The 22,508-nt window shown below is 31.7% G+C and carries 12 protein-coding genes; 4 read left to right on the forward strand and 8 right to left on the reverse strand.

Translation table 4 applies throughout. The annotated features are described in order from the left end of the window. Positions 1 to 2: 2 nt before the first annotated feature. From K4L35_RS01755 to K4L35_RS01765, 3 genes are all read left to right on the forward strand, one after another. Positions 3 to 7,862: an ABC transporter permease gene (locus K4L35_RS01755; RefSeq protein ID WP_221617235.1), complete on the forward strand. Its 7,860-nt coding sequence runs from the start codon at positions 3 to 5 to the stop codon at positions 7,860 to 7,862. Beyond that, a complete protein-coding gene (locus K4L35_RS01760) occupies positions 7,862 to 8,749 on the forward strand; it encodes an ABC transporter ATP-binding protein (protein WP_221617236.1) in 888 nt (295 codons plus the stop codon). Before K4L35_RS01755 ends, K4L35_RS01760 begins: the two co-directional genes overlap by 1 nt. Positions 8,750 to 8,873: 124 nt before the next feature. Further along, complete coding sequence (locus K4L35_RS01765) at positions 8,874 to 12,128, forward strand: hypothetical protein (RefSeq protein WP_221617237.1); 3,255 nt, start codon at positions 8,874 to 8,876, stop codon at positions 12,126 to 12,128. 68 nt (positions 12,129 to 12,196) lie between these two features. Here the strand turns inward: K4L35_RS01765 and K4L35_RS01770 are convergent, their stop codons facing one another. Beyond that, entirely contained in the window at positions 12,197 to 13,357 is a 1,161-nt protein-coding gene (locus K4L35_RS01770) for an MnuA family membrane nuclease (RefSeq protein WP_221617238.1), read from the reverse strand. Between the two features lie 161 nt (positions 13,358 to 13,518). Beyond that, a complete protein-coding gene (locus tag K4L35_RS01775) occupies positions 13,519 to 15,675 on the reverse strand; it encodes a variable surface lipoprotein (protein WP_221617239.1) in 2,157 nt (718 codons plus the stop codon). Between the two features lie 164 nt (positions 15,676 to 15,839). On the opposite strand from K4L35_RS01775, the gene K4L35_RS01780 reads away from it, so the two are divergent. Further along, positions 15,840 to 17,459 (forward strand): ABC-F family ATP-binding cassette domain-containing protein, encoded by a 1,620-nt coding sequence (locus K4L35_RS01780; RefSeq protein WP_221617240.1) that lies wholly within the window; start codon positions 15,840 to 15,842, stop codon positions 17,457 to 17,459. A 34-nt stretch (positions 17,460 to 17,493) separates the two neighbouring features. Here K4L35_RS01780 and K4L35_RS01785 read toward each other — a convergent pair whose 3' ends face one another. The 6 genes from K4L35_RS01785 to rpsK all read right to left on the reverse strand — a co-directional run bounded on the left by K4L35_RS01785 (position 17,494) and on the right by rpsK (position 22,506). Next, on the reverse strand, positions 17,494 to 18,288 hold the full coding sequence (locus K4L35_RS01785) for a hypothetical protein (RefSeq protein ID WP_221617241.1): 795 nt from the start codon (positions 18,286 to 18,288) through the stop codon (positions 17,494 to 17,496). Continuing rightward, positions 18,288 to 18,728, reverse strand: coding sequence for a hypothetical protein (locus K4L35_RS01790; RefSeq protein WP_221617242.1), 441 nt, complete (start codon positions 18,726 to 18,728; stop codon positions 18,288 to 18,290). Before K4L35_RS01790 ends, K4L35_RS01785 begins: the two co-directional genes overlap by 1 nt. 290 nt (positions 18,729 to 19,018) lie before the next feature. After that, positions 19,019 to 20,431, reverse strand: coding sequence for a hypothetical protein (locus tag K4L35_RS01795; RefSeq protein ID WP_221617243.1), 1,413 nt, complete (start codon positions 20,429 to 20,431; stop codon positions 19,019 to 19,021). A gap of 282 nt (positions 20,432 to 20,713) precedes the next feature. After that, positions 20,714 to 21,085, reverse strand: a complete 372-nt coding sequence (rplQ, locus tag K4L35_RS01800) for a 50S ribosomal protein L17 (protein WP_221617244.1) — start codon at positions 21,083 to 21,085, stop codon at positions 20,714 to 20,716. Position 21,086: 1 nt separating this feature from the next. Beyond that, on the reverse strand, positions 21,087 to 22,091 hold the full coding sequence (locus K4L35_RS01805) for a DNA-directed RNA polymerase subunit alpha (RefSeq protein ID WP_221617245.1): 1,005 nt from the start codon (positions 22,089 to 22,091) through the stop codon (positions 21,087 to 21,089). A gap of 28 nt (positions 22,092 to 22,119) precedes the next feature. Next, complete coding sequence (rpsK, locus tag K4L35_RS01810; RefSeq protein WP_221617246.1) at positions 22,120 to 22,506, reverse strand: 30S ribosomal protein S11; 387 nt, start codon at positions 22,504 to 22,506, stop codon at positions 22,120 to 22,122. Between the last annotated feature and the right edge of the window lie 2 nt (positions 22,507 to 22,508).

A 22,508-nucleotide genomic window follows, 5' to 3' on the forward strand; every position in this document is an offset into this window, starting at 1 on the left:
CTATGTGAAAATTATTTAAAGAAACTTGAAAATCTCTTTCTAAAAACAAAGTTGCTGTTGGTGGTTTAACAGTTCTTGTTTTTCTAACCTCAGGAGTGTTTACGCTTCTTTATGACATGAACAAGTCACTTTCTACACAAGTTGAAAAATATGACGAAAAATCAAAACTTCATGACTTAACGCTTGATTTAAACTTACCAACAGCAGGTGGAGCTTTTAACGACGGATACTACATAAACGGAATGTATCAGTCTGATCCGACGACAATAACAAGCTACAACAAACCAATCATTTATATAGAGCCACAAACTTATGTAAATAAATTCAAGACTCTTACATTTTCAAAATTTGATGGTGATTACATACCAGCAAATCTTTTCACACCTATTCCTGAAAAATTTAAAGATATTTATTTCTCAAAAAGCGATATTCAAAAACTGTTTGACGCTTCAAAAGACGCGTCTCAATCAGTTGTAGTATTTGACTTATCAGACTCAAAAAATAGTTTTACTACTAAACAACCTTATGATTTAAGGGTTTTTCAAAAAAATGAAGATCAGTACTCAGAAATAATTGAGCACCAAAGTCTTGAATTAAATCAAAGAATAAATTTTGATAAAAATTACAAGCTAAGCGAAATTTCAAACGCCAGAATAATTGATTCTAAAATCATTGTTTCAGAATTATCCTCAATGTACATTAACTTTGTAACAAAAGAAGCAACTTTTGATTTTACAAAGGGTAAAATGTGAGAAAACCAAGGCGTAGGTCTAAATATAAGCTCTAGCGTAGTGGCAAACTTACTTGACTTGGAGCAAACAGAAAACGAAAATATTTACCAGGTTAAGCAAGAGAGTTTCAAAACTACGATTGAAAGAGAATCCCTAACTTTATCAAACTCTTTCTTAATTTCACAATTTTCAAATACTCCTATACAAAACGAAATAAGCAAAAAATTAACTCTTGAAGCTAAAAAAGAACACATAATCAGTAACCTTTTAGTTGTTTCTGAAGAAGAAGTTACTTACTTCAATCGTTTCAATTACACAATTACTTTTGACGATGTCAACTCAAGTAAATGAACGGGTGTTTACAAAACTTTTATCGAAAATCAAAAACTTGAAAATAACGGTTCAATACCTCGTAAGTTCAAAGATTTTTCAAGATGAAGCAAAAATGTCATAACAACCCAAATTTGACAAGATGAGCAAGGTAATGAATTAGAAAGAAAAGAAATTGCAAACATTGAAGCCCCAATTCTTGTTTCTGATCTTACAAAAGAGCTTTCTCTAGCTACATGAGATCTTCAGGTTAGAAATTTTAGATCTGATATTTACAACTTTGAAGGCTCAAAAAATATTAGAGAAATTGAAAATGATTTTTCTGAAAAATTAATTGATGACATTAATAACGCTTCAATTAAAGACGAAAGGTTTAACGAGATTAAGTCTGGTTCTCTAAAAATTCTAAAACAAATAGTTATTGAAGAGGCTAATAGAAAAATTGGATCAAATAACTTAGGATACAGAAGAAGCTTAGTCGCTGAAACCGTTAATGATAAAACGTTTGAAAAGGAGTCGTTCCTATTTATAGACGCTGGTGATTCAAACGGTTATGTCCAAAATTTAAAACAAAACGTTGGTAAATTATTTAGCGAAGATTCAAACACACTTTTTGACAACTACGACTGAGAAAGTAACAAATTTGTAAGGTCAAAACAAATAACTCCTAGGGTTTCAGCAGATTTATCCGAAGACGTTTTATTTGGGAATTTCTCAACAGACCCAAATAACATTATTTTAGATATTTCTTATGAAGACACGCTTTTTAGAAATGTTGTTTCTGGAGAAGAGGCTTTAGTAAAAGGTTCTAAAATCATTAAACTTGCTAAATACGAGGAAGATGAGGAAAACGCTTCTGAAATAAATGTTGATTCAGGTATTGCCATTTCTGGTTGATTAGGTAAGTTTTACTTCATTAAGTACAACGAAAAAAACCAAAGATGAGAATCACTAAAGATTTCAAATGTTGAAAAAAACGCTTTCCAGCATCCTGAACTTCCAGAAATTTTAGTATCAAAAAAATTAACTTTTAAAACTAAATACGTGAATCCAAATGGCTGACTATCAGATGCAGGTCAAGCTGGATCAGAATGAGTTTTACCTATTGGATATAGGGCTCCAAAAGCTGATATCACAAATGAAGCAATTAACAAAAACTCTTTAAACCAGCTTTTATTCTCAATCCAAAAAACACTACTAAACTCAGGTTTAGTAACTAAAGGAATATTACTTCCAACCGATTTATACAAACTATTTGACGCCATTAAAATAACAATGGCAGAAAATAACTTGGTTTCTGTTATTGCAACAGGTCAAATTAACCCAAGTATTGCACCAAAATTAGTTGTTGACATGTTTTACCACATGACTCACTCTGAAACAGGAGATGATTTTTCACAACTATTTAACAACTTATTCAACAGAATTAAGGGAGTAATACTTTCAACTCCTGAAAACGAAAGAGAAGACTTCTTAAAACAAAATTTAAACGGACTTATTTCAGTCTTAAAGGTCTTTTCAGTTGTTAACTTTGATATTGCACCTCACTTAGACGCAATTGTTAAGAGTTCACACGATCCAGTGGTTTTCATTGACGGTATTCAAGATTTATTTAATTCATTTGATTGAAAAGCGATCTTTAGCCAAATGAGAGAAATATACGGTAGAGCTTTAAGAGATGAAACAATTGAAGTCGAAGGAGAAGAAAGACTACTAAAAATTCACGAATCAGAACTACTTTCAGTCGTGGTTCAAAATATTAGTGCAAACTCACTAAAACTTGCAATTTTTAAAATTATCGACAACTTAAATACTGATTATCTTTTAGATTATCAAGATTCTTCAAGCTTAATTTCTACGTTGTTGTCAACCTTAATTCCTGATAATAGCACAAGACAAAAAGTTCTCAATATCTTATCTGTTATTGATCGTGGAGAGTCAAGATTTAAAACTTCAATCGAAGCTGTAAAAGATATTATTAGAGCTTTCGACTTAAACATTTTTGCAAGCAGTATTGAAAAAGAATTTAGGTTTGAAAAAACCGATGTTACGATAACAACTTACGACAAAACAATCGATAAATATGTATCTAAAAACCTAAAAACTGTTGTTAAAGTTCTTGACCCTAAGGCTTGAATAGTTTCGGCAATTAAAGCACTTTTCACAATTGAGGGATCTGACAGATCAGTCAAAGATAAAATCCTTGAAATCATAAACGTATCTACAGAAGCCAAAACCTTAAAGCTAACGGATGATATTAGTATCCTAATTCCTGCAAAAAGTGAAGGCAAATTAGGTCTTTTAGAAATTATCGAACTCTTTTCAGGAAACAATTCTTTATCAGAGAATTTAAATACACCAGAAACTACAACAGAGGTTGTAACTACCACAAGTGAAAATCAAACAATTGAAGATTTAGAATTATTTGATAAATACTTAAAATCAATTTATAAGCTCAAAAAACATCTTGAATCCATTGAAGAAGTTGATTTTGATACACTACAAGAAAACGAAAAAGCCTTATTAATAAAATACTTTAACTCATCAATCGTAAAGATCGATGATACAAAAGAAACGTACGTTGAGAATGTTAAAACGATTAAAAAAGATGTATTTAACAATACTTACGAAGAAGTTCTTGTAATTTTTGACTTTTTCAAAACTAACGCCACAAATTCAAAGGTAAATTCATCAACTAATTTCGGAGATTTAGCTAACCAATACATAAACTTCATACCTTCTCAAACTAATACGCTTTTTGGGAGAGCAAGCAGTTTAATTAAGCAATTCGTAAATTACACACCTCAAAATGCTTACGATAATACAAAACAGGTTTATCCATTGTTTTCGCTTTGATTCAATATTTTTGTCAGCCCTGAAGCTAGGCAAAACCCTGAAAAAGCAATCAATTTTGCAAAGGCTCTTTTAAGTCACGCTATTTCTGAAAAAGCAAACTTTAACAACACAAACTTTATTGACGGAAAAGATAACAATCTTCCTCTATATGAAGAAACTGAATTCTCAGTTGCAAGTAGTTTAGCAAGACCAATGGACAAAGTTTTCGAATTATTCAGAAAAGACAGTGACGGAAACTACTTAAATACAGGCTTAAACGCAGTTTCAAATCAATTCCCTGAGTTTAAAAACTTTATAAAAAGAAATGCATTTTTAATTTCATTAACATATGCATACGTTGCTCAAAGTGAAAAATACACCTTCCTAACAGATCAAGAAAAAACAAACCTAGGCATTGATTCAAACGCCAATGGAATTTATGCAATTCAAGCACAAAACTTAATCAAAGCTTTTGAAGAGAAGGAAGCATTATTAAATAACTCAAATTTATTAAACGATTTAGTTGCACAGATGAGTGTTAATGTTGCTCCATATTTACTGAACATTCCAGCACACTTACTAAAATTGGGTATTACACATCATTTCCCAGATCTTTTAGTTTGATACGTATCAGAATTAACAACAGATGAAAAATTAAAAAATAAAGGTAATATTGGAGCTTTAATTTCTAACAAATTAACAAACTTCGAAAACCTTGCAAAAGAAAATACAAAAGATTTAGATGATGTTATCTCAAGCTTATTTGCACCTGTTAGCGTCACAGGAGTTCTAGGCCTTACTCAAAACAGATCAATCGCACTTGATGATTTCTATATTAATCTATTGAAAGATTCTGAAGAGTACAAGCAAAACAAAATTAGTGTCTTTGGAATAAACTTAATTGACTTCATTATCGACATTTTAAACTCAGTAACTTCTGTTCAGTACGAAAACTCAAGAATCAAATACAACGATCGATCTTCTTACTTAGCTCACGCCAACTTCGCATGAATGCAAAAAAACAACAAAGAAATCTATGCAGCTGAAATACCTGACAACCCTGATGAAATTCAAGAGTTGATTTCAGTACTAGACGAAAGATATCTTGTTGATGTTGCTGGTGTTAAATACATTCTTGTTGGAGAAAATATCACAGCAGATATTCTATATCCTGTGTTAGATGAAGAAAATACACAAGTAAATACAAAAAATCAAGCAATTCTTTACGTAAACACAAAAGGGTTTAATAGAATTAGGAACTCTTTCCAAAATAACAACGTTAAAGAATATTTATTAATCAAATCACCGTACAAAAAAGCAACAGAAACTGAAAAATTAAAACAAGACTTAGAAACCTTTGTTCGTGACAAAGTTTCTGATACAACAAACTTACAACGTGTGTTTCTAGCTGACGAACTTGATCCAGTAAACCCTGAAAGAAGTTTAAGAGTTTCAGTTATTCAAACAATCATCAAGGCTATCTCAAGTGCTTCAAAAACAATTTTAATTCTGTTAATGATCATGGTTGCATCGGCAATCGTATTCATCATCGGAAGATATATTGCAAACAAAAACAAAGTGCTAGGAATTCTTGTTGCACAAGGGTATTCAACAATGGAAATCGCCTTGTCATTCACTATATTCGCCTTAATTACAGCACTTTTAGGTGGCGTACTTGGATACATTACAGGATTCATGCTTCAAGGTGTCGGAATCAAGATTCTTGAAAGTTACTGATCACTTCCAATAGTTACATACAAATTCTCAGTTGTAAGCTTTATTTTCACTGTTATTGTTCCTTTCGTGGCAATGGCAGGTCTGATCGTTCTAATATCTGCATTCTCTCTAAGATTTAAATCACTAGACTTGATGAGTGGAATTAGTGAACTTTGAACAGGTGAGTTGTTTAAAAAATACATGAGAATATTTAGAAAAAGAAATGTTAAGACTAAGTTCTCGGCATCGCTATTAGCAAACTCAGTTTTTAAAATGATCTTGTTCGGCTTCAGTATTATTCTGACCTCAATCACAATATTATTCGGTATTTCAACATTTAAAATCTTTGACTACAGTGTTGAAAAAACATACGAAAATAGACACTACAATTATCGGCTAAACTTAGCAACGCCAACACTTGAAAGTGGTCCATTAATTGCTTACAATGCCCAGGATTTAGACAAGTCTCTTTACGTACCTATTGGTAAAACAGTCGAATTAGAAAGAACAAACGGAACATACTTTAAGCCTGGGTACTCAGAAATCATTAACTCAGAAAATAAAAATGGGTTTCCTGATGATTTCACATCACATATCTTGACTCAATACTCTGTTAATATTAAAATTGATGGATCAGTTTCTGTCGATCCTTGACAACTTGCCTATGGAGCAATGCCCGACTCGCAAAAAGCGAGAGTTAACTTACTAAGAAATAAAATAGGTCATGAACTTGAAAAAACACAAGAAGGAGTATACTTCACAGAAACTGGCGAACTTGATTATGAAAAAGTTGCTGGCAAAGATTCCTTCTTCCACTTCATTTCCGACAAGAAAAATTCTTTAAACTCTAAATTTGTTAGATACGTATGAAATATCAAAACCAAAACTTTTGATATTTTAAACATTACGACTGGTACACAGCGTGAAGACTATAGAAACTTCCTTGTCGAAGGTTATAAAAAGCTCGAAAAAGATGATGCTATAAAAGAATTCTATATTTCGTTTGGTGGTGTTTTCTTTGACGATCGCTACGATGAAAAATACACTTATCTATCAGGTATCTACAAAGACAAACACAAGATCAGTCTTTATGGATATCTTCCCGATTCACAAAAAGTAGATATATTCGACAAAAACGGAAATAACTTAAAAGATGTACTGAATAACTACCAAAAAGATGAAAAAGGCTACGTCCCACTTGTTATCAACGAACTTACAGCTAAAAAACGTTTCTTAAGTGTTGGTTCGGTGATAAGTATCGACATTACTAATAAAGTGGATAGATACAAAACTGCCCTAAGTAAGCTTCTTAACGAAGATATTCAAGAAAAATCTAATACTGTCCAATTCAAAGTTGTAGGTATAAATCAAACATACATCAACGAAGAGTTTATCATCACTAAGGCTGATGCAGATCGAATTATCGGACTTGATAAATTAAGCTTCCAAGATGGCGTACCATTTAACGGAATTCTTTCATCTAAAAAAGTTCCTGAACAATTAATAGGTTCAACAGGTCTTTATTCTCCATCAGGATACTACCCTGCTATTAGTTCTTTTGACGTTTCTTCGTCAGATCAAGCAGATATTGAACTAATCTATAAAAATCTATTCTCACTAGATGGCCTAACATTTAGAACTGGCTGATCAAAAACAGATGTTGCTAAGTTCATTTCAAACAACGCAACAGAAGATTACCAAAGTGCCTATGATACAGGTATTCTACAACCTACTCTTGCGATAAATAAATTTGCAAACCTTTACGAAGATACACTTTATGTTCCAATATCAACAACTATTGACGCCAAAGATATCGAGGTTGGTTTCATTGCAACAATTTCACAGACTGTTCAAACAATTGTTACAGCAATCATCATTCTCGGGTTCATCATCACAATTGTTATTCTTGTTATTCTTTCAACGATTATGATTAACGAAAACGAGAAAAACATTGCTATTTGAACAATTCTGGGTTACTCACAAAAAGAAAAAGCAATGATGTTCTTGAAAGTCTTCTTGCCATTCATCTTGCTAGCAACGATTGTTTCAGTGCCATTCTCGCTAATTATCATCCACAGTTTCAGCTTACTTCTGATTTACATTGGATCAATCGCTATTCCTATTTCACTAACATGCTTAAATGTTCTTGTTACATTTGTAATAGTTCTATCTGTATTTTTACTAACATCAATCTTCTCTTGAAGATCAATTAACAAAATTAAAGCAATCGATTTACTAAAAGGAAAATAATGAAATTTAAAAAAGAAAAAGTTAAAATCAGTCGTCACAACGTTTTTGAAATTCTTGATGGTGAATCATCGCACATTGTTAAGGATTTGGACAAAAGAACAATAAAAGCTATTAAAAAAGCTAATAAGAAAAAGAGAAAAAAAGACGATAGCATCTCACTTAAAAACAACGAAGATTACATCATCGAATGTACCAACGTAAGTAAATACTATTTAAGTGGTACAACAGCAACAAAAGTTCTGCGTGACATTGACTTCAAAGTTAAAAAAGGTGAAATAATCGTTATCTTTGGTAAGTCGGGATCTGGTAAGTCAACACTCCTTAACTTGATTAGCGGTTTAGATCGCCCAAGTAAAGGAAATGTTGTTGTTGCTGACACTAATTTACCTTATCTAAGTGACAATGAGTTGACAAAATTTAGAAGAGAAAATGTTTCTTTTATCTTCCAAAACTACAACTTACTACAAAATATCAATGGTTACGACAACGTTGAAACAGGTGCTTATTTAAATAAAAGCAAGCCTACTAAAGAAAGAATTGAAGAACTTTTCAAAGTATATGAAGTTGACGGCGTTATGGATAAATATCCATCACAAATGTCTGGTGGTCAACAACAACGGATTTCAATTCTTCGTGCTTTAATCAAAGATTCGCAAATCATCTTCGCCGATGAACCAACTGGAGCTCTTGATGAAGCAACAACAAGAATCGTTTTAACTTCTTTATTCGAAGAAAACAAAGCCAAAAATACTACAATCGTAATGGTTTCACACAACCCTGCAATTGAACCAATGGCAGACAGAATAGTTTTTGTTAAAGAAGGTAAAATAACAGGTATTAAGCATAACCAAAATCCTGTTCACCCAAAAGATCTGGGGCAACTTTAAACAAAATCACGTACCTTCGGGTCGTGATTTTTAATACATTTTGACGCTTAAAGTTTTTTATTAAATAAAATAGATAATGTAAAATTTTATATATAAAACTAGAGTTTTATATCTTGGAGAAATTATGAAGAAGAAGAAATTAATGTTACTTTTTGCAACATCTCTAATTAGCTCACCTTTTGCAGTTATTGCTTGCACAAGTCCTGCAAGTCCAAAAAAGGAAAATATAGAAGTTGTAAAACAAACTGAAAAACCTGAAGAAAATTCTGCCGAAACAGTAGATTCTTTTGATGTTGAACCAAGCGAGTCCGAAGCGCAAAATCCAAGAAATGAAGATTCTACAGTCGCTTACAACAAGGAGAAATTTGTTGATCAGAAAGAAAAATCTGAAAATAACGAAACACAAACTTCTGAAGACAAAAGTGAAGCATCTGCCGACAACAGCAATGAAAAACAAGAGGATAGCGAGCCAGAAGGTCTAACTACTGATACAAAAGATGTGGAAAATAAAACTGATCCTAACACTAACAACTTAGAAGAATTTAAGGAACAACCAGAAGCAGATCAAGATGCAACTCCAGAAGCTGAAAACAATATCAGCGAAGAAAATGACAATATTCAGATCGATCAAGAGGTAAGTAAAACAAAAGAAGAAGTGGTTTCAACTAATGATGAAACTAAGTCAGGTTTAACTGACCAAGATTCTAACAAAGTGGAAGAAACTGCTTCTGAATTGCAAAATGATGAAACTGAGTCAGATTCAACTACCCAAGATTCTAACAAAGTCGAAGAAACAACTTCTGAATCGCAAAATGATAAATCTGAATCTTCACAAAATGAAACATCAACTGATGAACAAGCACAAAACGAAAGCGTTAATAGTGATGAAGAGAAAATCGTTAACCACGAAATAGAAGAAATACCATCTATTGTTCATCCTACTCAAAAAATCGCTTCAAATGGAAAGTATCTAAATCCTTACGATTTCGAAGTACCTGAAGACCAATCTGCTGGCAATGATTTCAACTACGGAAATGCACCATTAATTAAAAAGAAAACTATCTTCTTAACAGAAGATGATTTGGTTGATATGTTCGATTTCATTATAGCCAATCAACTTGCAGAAGATTTTAATTTTGGGCAAAGAGAGATACCATCAAACTTAATGGCAAATGCATATGCTAAATGAATAAACAACAATTGAGTTAAGTTTCCTTACTTCTCGCTTGCAAACTGAACAATTTCTTTTATTCAAAACTCAGCTAAAACTGTTGTAACAGGAATGCAAAGTCCTAAGTATGCCCATTCTTGAAACAGTTTTAACAAACAAAGAGATTCATACAATAACTTTGTTCATGGTGCTTTAACCAAAATCAAAGAAGGTATGACTGACTACGAAAAAGCGTTTTCGCTTTGATTATATGTAGCAGAGTTCTTTAAATACGATTTAGCAAGAGGGATTTCAACTGTTGAAAAGGATGTTTTTGATCAAATTACAGTTTGTGCAGTTTATGCAACAGTTTATGGATACCTGCTTAATCTTGTAGGATTAGAAGCTTTAGTTAATGTGACAGGTATTTCATCAAACTCAGAAATTCACGAAGTTGTTTATTTAAAACTACAAGTTCCTGGCGAAGACAAACCTAAATGATACTTGAGCGATGCAACGTGAGCCTTTACACTTTGAGCTAAAAAAACTTTAGCTAACGACATATCTACAATTGATAAAAATAATTTAGTTTTCAGCGAGTTTCTTTCTCCTATTGGACAATCTCCTGAAAAAGGGATTATTGATGTTCAATTCAGCTCAAGCGAATTCTGAAAATTGCCTTGAGATAATTTTAAAAACGGTGAATGAGAGTACGGTGAAACTAAGGCGATTTCTGCTGATAAGAAATTCTTCTATGGTTATACCATTTCAAAAGACAATTGGTTAGACAATAGAAGTAGATATGAGTATTACAAAGGCGAATGATATACACTCATAAAAGAATCACAAGGTAATCTGCAGTTATATAAAAGGCCATTCCACTCTTGACGTGAAGACATCATTTCGTTAAGAAATGTTTATCTAAATGAACTGTTCTCTAACGATACTTCTTTAGTAGATGGTATTAGAACTTTTAATGGTCAGCCAATGCTTGCAAGTTCGCATAAAAATCTAATTTTTATAGGTCATAAAAATGGTGAAAACGCCTATTTTGCAGCTATAAACATGGAAGACAAATCAGTTATCAAAATTGATGTTCCTAATTCTGCTGACATTGAAATTCATAGATTTTACGTTAAAGACCAAACTTTATATTACACAACATCATCAGATACCGAAACACCTATTACTGTCCCTCTTTCAAATGAACAAAAAATGTTCTTGTTCGAAAAGAAAACAGTGTCTAAATTTGATTTAGATATGTTAGCTCTAGAGCTTCAAAACAGGGTTAATCTATTTGTTGTCGGCGATGACGTAGGAATGATTAAATACTCTAAAAAAGTCGAGTTTTTTAACTATCTAGATCAATTGAAAAATCTTTCTGATTCAGAAGACATTAAAACTAAATATAAAGAACTTAACGATAAGTTTAACGAGTTATTAAGTACTATAAATAAGACAAATAAGAAAATTTTGTTCAATACAACTTTACCTGAAGTAGTTTCCTTAACAAGCAGTCAAATCGATACTTACGGGTATAACTTCGAAGGTATTGAAGGTGTGGTAAGATTTAGCGACTTAGTATTTAGAAATAACAGTATGAGATATGATCTGTTATATTCAAAAACTAAGGACGGAGAATATTCAAACATAATCTCAAATGTGGAAAGAGACGACTTAAGACTTAAAGGAGAATCAACATCAAGGTCAGGATTTTACAAAATAAAAGCTTATCTAGCAGGAGCACAAGACAATTTTTCAGAAACAGATATTTTAGAAATAAAAGTCTCTGACCAAGATAGATCCAAAGTTTTAAATTCAGGATTGAGAGAAGAACAAAACTGAAGATACGTTAACTTGGACTCAAGAGGTGAATTGATAAAAAATGGTTTAAGACTAGAGGCGTTTGTTGGAACAGAAAAGTGAGCATCTGTTTCTACCGATCTATACTTTTTAAGCTACAAAACAGGACTAAAGCAAAAACTTCAAAGCTTTTCAAACATCACAAATTCTCAAGAAATTCTATATACAATAGATACTGTAACAGAGGATAATGCCGGAATTTATTATGTAAAAGTAAATAGAACTGATAACACAACAAATGAATTGTATTCTGATTACTTAAAACACTACTACGTACTGGGTGAAGAACAATATGACAAGATGTTTGAAGAAAATTCAAATGACAGGTATCAGGAACTTCTAAAACTAATTAAAAAAGATGCATAACTGCATCTTTTTTTAAAATTTGTATTGGTATAAATATTATAAAGTGCCTGTTTTATAGACGTTTTAGTTTATTTTGTGTTTCAGATTACGAATACAGGGGCGTGATCAGATATTTTACGAACCATATCTCTAATTTTTGGTTTAGCGTTAAATTCACTTGTATAGATTTTTTTCATCTCATTTTTGTTTAATAAATGATTGCTAAACGCCTGAACTATGTCAGATTTAAATTTAAACTCTGCTCCTCCTTCTTCTTCATCAATTATGTCTGAATCATATTCCCTGAAAATAATTTTGTCATACGTTTGAGAATAACCTGTTGCTGATCTATTAATAGATGTTTTGTGTTTTTCTTCTGAGTCTCCATAAGCAATTTTATATCCTCCAACTAAACTAGATGAAAGAACATTGCTATTTCCTTGTTTAATATTTGTGTCACCAGCAAAAACTAAAGTTGAATCACCATCTATGGAATCATAATAGTCAAGAACATCTTTAATTCCGTAAGCCTCTGACAATTCATTAACACCTTGCGAAAAACTTAGTTCTATATCTTTACCATCAATTGTGAACGATTTTGTTGTACTTTCCTTTTTAGGCGAACCACCAGGAGAATCAAGATGGGCAAAAATTGCTGTCAACTCTTTGTCAGATCCTTTATCTTTGAATTTTGCACCAAAAGGAGGTCTTATAAACTTATGAGTTCCACCATTAACCTTTGCAATTGGTTTTGTAAATGAAGTTCCAAGTTTTCCGTTATCAAACTCCAATAAATCTAATCTGTTTGCGTTATAAAGAATTGCGATATTTTCTGCAGCATTATCACTACTTCCTGTTAATTTAGACTCTTCATCTGTTTGAATTATAACCCTTCAATTAGATGAATCATCTAACTTATTAAGCTGATTTAAAATCAAATTAACTTTGTCCGACTTACCAAAGTTTATTTCTGTAAGACCAATTAAATCGAAATTCTCATTATTTATGATTGTAGAAATAGCTTTAACTCTGTATGAATTTTCACCAAGGCCTTCTGCTCCATAATTTCATATATTTCACTGACCTATTTTAAAGCTGTTAGGTGTTTTTTCTGATGATTTATTAACAATAGTGTTGTTTCCATCTTGTGCTGATCTATATTCTATTTCTTCTACGTCTGATGCATTTTCAGTTTCTTCTTCGCGATCTAACTCTGAGTCATTACCACTAGGATCATCATTATCTTCCAAAAAGTTATCATCTAAATCTTCGTCAGTTTCAGCTTCAAAAGAATCGTCAACTAACTCAGGATCTTCTTCAAATTCCTCGTCATCTTCTACAACAAATTCGAAGTCTTCATTTTCATTGTAATTTTCTTCTGGATTTATTAAGTTTCTTTTTTTATTATCTTCTAACTCAGCGCTCCCTCCGATTCATCACTTATTGATTCTTTAGAAATTAATCTGTAAATTCTTTTTTCACCTGTAAGTGCTTCAATATTTTTATTTGTTGATCCATCTTTTCCCATTACTTTTGCTGAGATGTAAAAACCGTCTTCATCTTTTAGAATTCAAAACTTCGGATCTGAGTTTCACGGTCCTTTAGCTGAACCGTTAACGATAATAAGAACATCTTCTTTATCTTTGTAAGCTTTTTTTACATTTAAATTAACAATGTATTTCAAAGATTCATCTGAAAATCCAAAAAACTCTAATTCTGTTTTTGTGGTGAACGAACCTTCTTTATGTGCGTATCATTTGCCTTCTAAAGTGTTGTAAACAATATTCATTCTGTTTTTAGAAGTATCCTTATATTGATCGAAAAGATTTGAAATAGTAGAAATATTTTCGTTAGTAAAAGGGTTGAACACTTTCTCTTGCTGAAGCAATTCATTCAACTTTAATGATTTTTCTTCAAGAGTAAGATCTTGTACCTCTTCATTAGAGTCTTCAATATCAGTTGTTTCATCCTGTTTTTCTTTAATTTCTCCCTGATTTTCTTCTGAAGTTTCATTATCAACTTCGTCATGTTTTTCAGAAGCGAAAACATTTTGTTCAGATTCATCAGAAATAGTTTGTTTTTGTGCTTCTGGACGTTCTTGTTCGGGTGTAGTAACAACAGTTTCGTTCGCCGTTTCCTGACTTGTTTGTTCAGAAGTTCTTGATGTTGATTCCTTTTCGGTCTCAGGATTCGCCAGGTCACGATCTTGTGTCTCACTTTGTTTTTCTTCTTCATTTTCTGTTTCTGAGTGTAGGGAATCTTGCGAACTTTTTTTATCGTTAGTATTAATTTCTGAATCTTTTGTGTTTTGTTCTGGATTTTCATTGACAGGATTTTGTATTTCTTTTAAAGAAGAATCTTCATTTTTGTTTTGAGAATCATTTTCTGTCTGATCTTGAGCATGTTCGTTTTGAGAATCATTTTCTGTCTGGTCTTGAACAGGTTCGTTTTGAGAATCATTTTCTGTCTGGTCTTGAACAGGTTCGTTTTGAGGATCTACTATTGTAGATGTGTTATCATCAGCAACTTTAGTTTCTTCTAATTGCTTTGAATAAACAAAATCATACTCTTTACCTTTGTATGTGATGTGAAGTGTAATTTGACCCTGAGATTCATAATTTTCATTTTCGAATTCTAAATATTTTGCTCCTGTATCTGTACGAGTTAAGAACCCTATTAATTTTTTGTCAATGTTATCTGCAAAAGTAATAAATTTATTTAAGCCTCATCCTACACCTTCGCCATCATTTGATAAGTATAATCTTGTTTTGTATGATCTTTGCTTGTTATGCTCATGTGATGCATCAACTGCTGATCAGTTTAATTCGCCTTTACGAAGATTTTTGGATGTTAAAACAAACTCTTCTTCTACTGAAGGAGTTGATTGGTTCATGTTTTCTGATTGGTTATTTGAGTTTGTTTCAGTTGTTTCTGGTTCAGAGTTTTGCTGAGAATCAGAAACTTCTGAAGAACTTATATTCTGATTTTCATTTTGGGTTTCAGATGTTTGATTTTCATTCTCAGAACTTTCTTCGTTTTGTGTAGTAGTATCTGATTCTATGTTTTGTTGGTCATTTTCATCGTTGTTATCTGAATTATTTTGAATTTGGTCTGACTCTTCGCTTGGTGTGGTTGGATTTGTGTCATTTTCAAGTTCACTCAGTATGGCCATTTGCTTTTCTAGCTCTTCATACTGCCTTTGTAATAAGCTAAGAGAAAGTTTCTTTTCCTCTTCTGTTTGATCAGAAAGATACTTTTCAGGATTTTTTATAAATCTCTTTGATGTTTCTACTGCAAGTTTAAGGTAATCTTTGATTGTACCCTCTTCCATTTTTTCTAAAACTCAAGCAGAGCTCTCTACGTATTTTTTGTAAAGATCAACAATCTGGTTATCTATTTCTGTTAGTTTAGACCCATTGTTGTTTTGCTGTTTTTCTACAGTATTCGACTGATTTTCAGCAGGGCTTGACTGTGTTTCAGCAGCACTTCCACAAGCTGCTGTAACTAAAGGTGCAACAGTTAGTGTTGAAAAAACACCTAATTTAAGTAAGAATTTTTTAGACTTCATAATGTTCCTCCACTTTCATTTTAAAATATGAACGAAAACCTGCAAGTTTTAATGGAAAATTTCCACATTTTTGGGCTTTTTTGCCTTTTGTAAGTTTTAAATTCAAATAATGTAAAATTTAAATAAATTCCTTACTGCAGGGATCTAATTATAAAGGGGAAATTATGATTGAAGTGCAAAATTTATCAAAAGTTTTTAGTGATAAGAAACTTTTTGAGAACGTTACACTGAAGTTTACAGAGGGTAATACCTACGGTATTATCGGTGCCAACGGTGCTGGTAAGTCAACTTTTCTAAAAATTTTAGCAGGAACTGTTGAACAAACTTCAGGACAAGTGATTATTGAAAAAGGAAAAAGAATTTCCGTGTTATCACAAAACCATAACGAGTACGACGATATGATTGCAACAGAAGTTGTTATCATGGGTAATACAGAGTTATACCAAATCAAAGAACAAAAGGATGCGATTTACGCAAATCCCGAAGCAACAATGGAAGATTACACATTAGCAGGTGAGCTTGAAGAAAAGTTCGGAAACTTAGGTGGGTGAACAGCAGAAAACGATGCACAAGAATTATTGAGTAACCTTTCTATTCCAGCTGATAAATGAAATGTAACAATGAGAGAGCTTACGGCTAACCAAAAAATTAAGGTTTTACTTGCTAAAGCACTTTTTGGAAATCCTGATATCTTGATCATGGATGAACCGACTAACCACCTTGACTTAAAAAGCATTAAATGACTTGAAGGTTTCTTAATTGATTATCCAAATGTTGTTATTGTCGTATCTCACGACAGCGACTTTTTAGATGCAATCTGTACAAACATTGTAGATATCGATTTTTCAGAAGCTAAAATGTACAGTGGAAACTATTCATTCTGAAAACAATCTTCTGAACTAGCTCGCGAAATGACAAAACAGTCTAACTTGAAAAAAGAAGCTCAAATCGAAAAACTGAAAGAGTTCATTGCTCGATTCAGTGCTAACGCTTCGAAGTCTAAACAAGCTACAAGTAGAAAAAAATCATTGGAAAAAATTACTCTTGATGAAATAAAACCATCAAACCGTAAGTATCCTTTCGTAAGATGAGACATGCACCGTGATCACGGTAAACAAATTCTTTCAGTTGAAAACTTAACTTACGTCAACGATGCAGGTGAAACACTATTCGAAAACGTTTCATTTAGCCTTTACCCAGGCGAAAAAATGGTTATCATCGGTGAGGATGATATCGCAAAAACCAGATTACTACAAATTTTGGTTGGTGAACTTCAACCAACATCAGGTGAAGTTGTTTGAGGTCAAACAATTAAGCACAGCTACTTCCCAAACGATAACTTAAAATACTTTGGTAATCCTGAGGAAACAATTTTAGATTGAATAAGTAAATGACCTCTTGAAAACTCAACTCAAGAAACTAAAGATAACAGTGACTCAAGAATGAGAGGGTTCCTTGGTCGTATGCTTTTCTCAGCTGATTCAGTATTTAAGAAAGTTAATGTAACAAGTGGAGGGGAAAAAGCCCGTTTAATGTTTTCAAGAATGATGCTACTTGAAAGTAACTTCTTAATACTTGATCAACCTTTAGATCATCTTGATACAGAAAGTATCGACTCTGTTATCGAAGGTGTTAACACTTACAAGGGTGGAGCAATTTTTACAACATACAACCGTGCATTCGTTAACCAATGTGCTGACGTGATTCTTGAATTACAAGAGCCAGGATCAAGTTTCCTGTTTAGAGGAACACTTGAAGAGTACGAAGAAGCCATGAATTACTAAGAAAAAAGTGGAGAAGTCCACTTTTTTAAATATTTTAATCGTAAATGTTTTTTAAGTATCAACTTTCGGTTCTTCTTCACCATGTTTGCTTGCGAATGTTGATATTTTTGAGTTTTACTTTAGAAGTTAGAATATCTTTTATGTATTGAACCACTTCATCTGAATATTGTTCTTTATTCTTTAAAATTAAATAAACAAGCAAAATTTCAGGATTTTGAACTCCATAAACTTTGTTTCAAACAAATGAATGATTGTTTAGTAAAACTTGATAATAACTTTTAAAGTTTACCATTTCAGTTCAAGAAGCGTTTGTTTCTCATTTCTCATCAATGAAATGCGATACTAACTCAGATCTATCGGCAGGTTTTTCTTCAGTTTGCTGATCCAGTTTTGCTAAAACTAATTCTGTTTGTCTTTTCATTTTTTTAATCTTGTATTTAAGTTCAATAGGGTTAGAAGACATGGATATACCATGAACAAAGAGTAAAAACAAAGACAAGTGTAAAGTAATTAAAGATAAGTAATTTAAACTTTCTTTTAAAACAACGAAAATGAATAAACTTACAACTCATCCGATTATTATTATTCAACTTCTTAAATAGGAATTCATTGTCAAACTATTAAGCTGCTTTTCTAGATTTTGTTTGAATTGTTTAATCAAAATGACAACATTAACAGGTACTTTTTCATCTTTTTTAAGTGAAAGTATAGTTGCATTTATTTGATTGTTAAAGGAAAAAAGAACTATTTGTTTTCTCGTTCTGCTTTCTGAATATTCAAAAAGACCGTTTACTAGTATAACAATGACTAAGATTAAAACTGCTGGCATTATTTTTCCTCCGAAATGATTTTATGTTCGGCTATTAGCTCACATATGAAGTTTCCCTTTGAATAATTTACACCTTCTTTGAAAACTCAAAACATAAACTCTAGAATCATCATCTTTTCATTATTGTCACGAACTTCTCTTAAGAAATAAAGCGTGTTTATATCATCTGCTGCAGCAATTTTAGACATAAACTGAATTTGTCTAATACTTTTATCTCTTATTCTGTACACCTCTTCATCATATCAGTTTGAATATGTTGCTGAGTTGCATGATGTTGGCAGCACTAAGGGATTATCTTCAATAATGAAACTTTCTATTTCCTTTTTTATGACTTTTTCGTTAAAAGTAAAAGATATCATTATAACAAAGCCGATAAGTACAGAAATTACCGAAAAAACAAAACCAGAAACGAAAATGAATAAAGTAATATTACTTATCACACTGATCAAAATAATAGTACAAGACACCAAACAAATCAAGTAAATAAGGCTTATCAAAAAACATGGAATAAGTCTTTTGTATATTAAAAAACTTTTTTTGCTTTTCAAAAACAAATTACAACCTTGCAAAACCCTTTTATTAGGTATTCTGGTTTTCGACTCTTTTTTAAACCTTATTATGTTTTTTCTTGCGCTTACTATTAGAAGGGTTTTTCCTTTTACGATGTAAGTTAATCAAAAAATCAAAATAAGTCCAAAAAAGTTTATTGCAAAGCTTATTAATAGCATTTTTAGCCTAGATTATCAACCACTATATTATTTTTTAAGGTTCTTACGTATCATGTTCCTCTAGCTGGATTATAGACTTTTTGCAAACCTAGAAGTCTAAGCTCGAACTGAGTTTTGTATAAAAGGTCAGATATCGAGAAAGTTTCACCAGTTAAAACATTTCTGAATTCTAAATTTTTTCCTCCGTAACCGCCTTTTTCGTATTCGAGTTCTTGTTTTGTTTCGTTTGTGACAACTCATTTAACGCCTGTGCTTTTGTAAATATCTATGATATCCATAAATTCCATAACCTTATTAGAAAGACCATCGAAAAATTGTTCTGCGATTTTGTCGTTCTCAGAAATTTTATCAAGTTCTCTAATATTGTTAGCTAATGCTGGAACTCCTGTTATAACAGAGTATAAACTACCAGCGAACCCTAATACTCTTCCTGTCTTACCTAAAAATCCTGAAATTTTGTTAAAAAGCTTTTTGCTTATTATCCTTAAGGCTCCTGTTCCTGCATCTAAACCATTCTTAAAATCGGTTAGAACACTTAAGAAATTGTCTACACCTTTGCCAAAGAAAATTTCTATTAAACCCATATTTTCCTCGGTGATTACTAATTTTTGTTTTATGAAAGTTTTGGCTAATGATAAACCACCAGATACTGCTGCAGTAGCCACTGATGTCCCAAATAAAAACGGAGAAGCAGCTGCACCAATACCTGTAATAAATACGAAAGCTCCTGCAATTCCTGACAGAAAACTTACTACTGTACTGAAATTATCCAATTTTATAATTGTCCTTAATATATTTGAATAAAATTCATGATTCTCACTTAGTTTTGCCCTTATACTTTCGACTTCATTTGAAGTTCTATTTATTTCATCAATTTGTAAACCAATATATTTAGAATTTTTGTATTTATTATTCAACTCTATATTAACGTTACCCGATGAAGTTCTAACATATGTAAACTTTGAATTTTTTGAATTTGAGGCATATTCCTTTTCCACATTTTTTAAAATTTTCTTAGTTTCTAGAATTTTCTCTGTCATTTGAGCTATGTATAGTGAATACATATTGTCTATTTTTTTCGAAATTTCTTGTTTTATTTGTTGTTTTTGAATGTTATTATTTGAAAAACTGTTTTCTATGATTGTATATAACATTGTTTCAAATTCAGTTTTAGTCAACTGGCTAACTATACTTTTAGTAGATGTTTTTTTATCTAAAATTTTGCTTAGTAATTCATTGTTATTGACTATTTTTGAAATACTTGGGTTATTTAAATCTATAGTTAATTGATAACTACTCTGCTCTTTCGCCTTTATAACATTTGTATTTGGTTGTGCAGTATGAACTATACTAGCACCTAATTGTGTTGTGCCTTCCACGTTTTGTAATAAATTTAATAAATTTTTTGTTTTCATTTTTACTCCTCGAAAATTTTTTTCACAAATAAATTATATAAAAGTAACCATAGGTAAAATGTTTTTAAATAAAACTAAATATAAAAGTGGAAATTTTCCAGTTTTTCTTTTATTCATTCCGTTAACATTTTATATAACAAGTTCTAAACAAGTTAATAACCAAATTACTAAAAAAACTAAAAGTTATTAACAATTAGAAAAATGGGTGATTGTTAATAAGTGAAAAAGTTATATTAAAAAACATCACAGCAGTGATGTTTTGATGGTTGATTAAAAGGGAAATTAAACAAGTTCAATAATTGCCATTCTTGTGTTGTCACCTTGACGTTTTGGTAACTTAATAATTCTTGTGTATCCACCTTGTCTTTCGTTGTATTTAGGTGCGACTGTGTCAAATACGTATTTTAGTAATTCAACTTCTTGTTTTTCTACTTTAACTGTTAAAGGACGTAGGTATGCTGCAACTAAACGACGATTTGCTAAAGTTGGGTTTTTAGCTTTTGTAATCATTCTTTCAGCTTTTCTACGTAATTCTTTTGCTCTTGTTACTGTTGTTGTAATTCTTCCGTTAGCTAATAATTCACTTGTTAGTGAACGCATTACACCATTTCTTCATTTTGTATCACGTGAATAAATTTGTTTTGGATTTGCCATATTATTCATCTCCTTTTCTTAGTGAAAACCCGTATTCATTAATTTTTTGTACGATTTCATCTAATGATTTTTTACCAAGGTTTTTAGTTTGCTCAAGTTCATCGTATGTCATTGCTGCAACTTCAGAAATCTTTGATTTTCCGATTCTTCTTAGTGCATTCAATGAACGAACTGATAAGTTTAATTGGTTAATATCTAAATCAGTTTCAGTAGGTTCTACTTCTTGTTCTTTTTCATCATAGAAAACATCAAGTTTCATTTCATTTACGTTTCCAAGCACTTTAAATTGTGCCACTAAAATTTCACATGCTTGTTGAATTGCACTTTCAGGTTTAACTGTTCCGTCTGTTTCAACTTTGAATAATAATTTTTCTTCAATTTTTACGCTTGCTGAGTTTAGCTCATCAATTGTGTATGAAACTTTTTTAACAGGTGAGAAGTTTGAATCAACAGCAATAAATTTTGCTTTTTTCAATCTTGAGTTTAATTCTGGCTCAAGTTTTGTAACTAAGGCTTTGTTTTCTTCACTTGACATAAATCCACGTCCTGGACGTAGGAAGATATCTAGTTTTAGTGCACCTTGTTGTGTTACTTCTGCAATGTGAATGTTTTGGTCGCAAATTTCAACATTAGGATTATCTACTACTTGTAGGTGACGTGATGTCACTGATCCTGTGTCTTCAACTCTTAGTTCAACTTTGATGATATCATCATCACCAACAAACTCAGGGTCATATGTGAAACGAACTTTTCTTAAGTTCATGATTAATGATGGAACGTCTTCGATTACACCTGTAATTCCTTGAAACTCGTGATTAACACCTTCAATACGTACTGCAAAAGGTGCTAAAGAAGTAATGTTTGATAGAAGAACTCTTCTTAATGCTACTGCTAATGTGTTTCCAAACCCTCTTTCTAGAGGTTGTAAAACAAATGTTGTTTCAAAATCATTAACTTTTTCAATTGTAGGGATTTTGATATATTCTAATTTTTTCATCTTTTCCATGAGTCCTACTTTCTAATTCTTTGGTAAATTATCTTTTCTTTTCACGTTTTAAAACACGTTTTGGAGGTCTTGTTCCGTTGTGTGGAACTGGTGTAACATCTTTAATTTCAGTAACAGTAATACCTGACACTTCGATTTGTTTTCTCGCTGCGTCTTTACCTGAACCTAATCCTTTAAGTTCAACTTTAACAGTTTTAATTCCATGTTCTTTAGCTGCTTCAGAAGCTGCTGCTGCTGCTAAACCTGCTGCATATGGAGTTTTTTTCTTTGTACCTTTGTATCCGATTGCTCCTGCTGATGATCAAGCAATAACATTTCCAGCTTCATCTGCAAAAGTGATAATTGTGTTTTGGTTTGTTGAGTGGATGTGAGCTACACCACTAGTAATATTTTTCTTTTTACTTTTACGAGCCATTA

It is taken from the genome of Mycoplasma sp. Ms02, assembly GCF_019720735.1.
GTDB lineage: Bacteria > Bacillota_I > Bacilli_A > Mycoplasmatales > Metamycoplasmataceae > Mycoplasmopsis.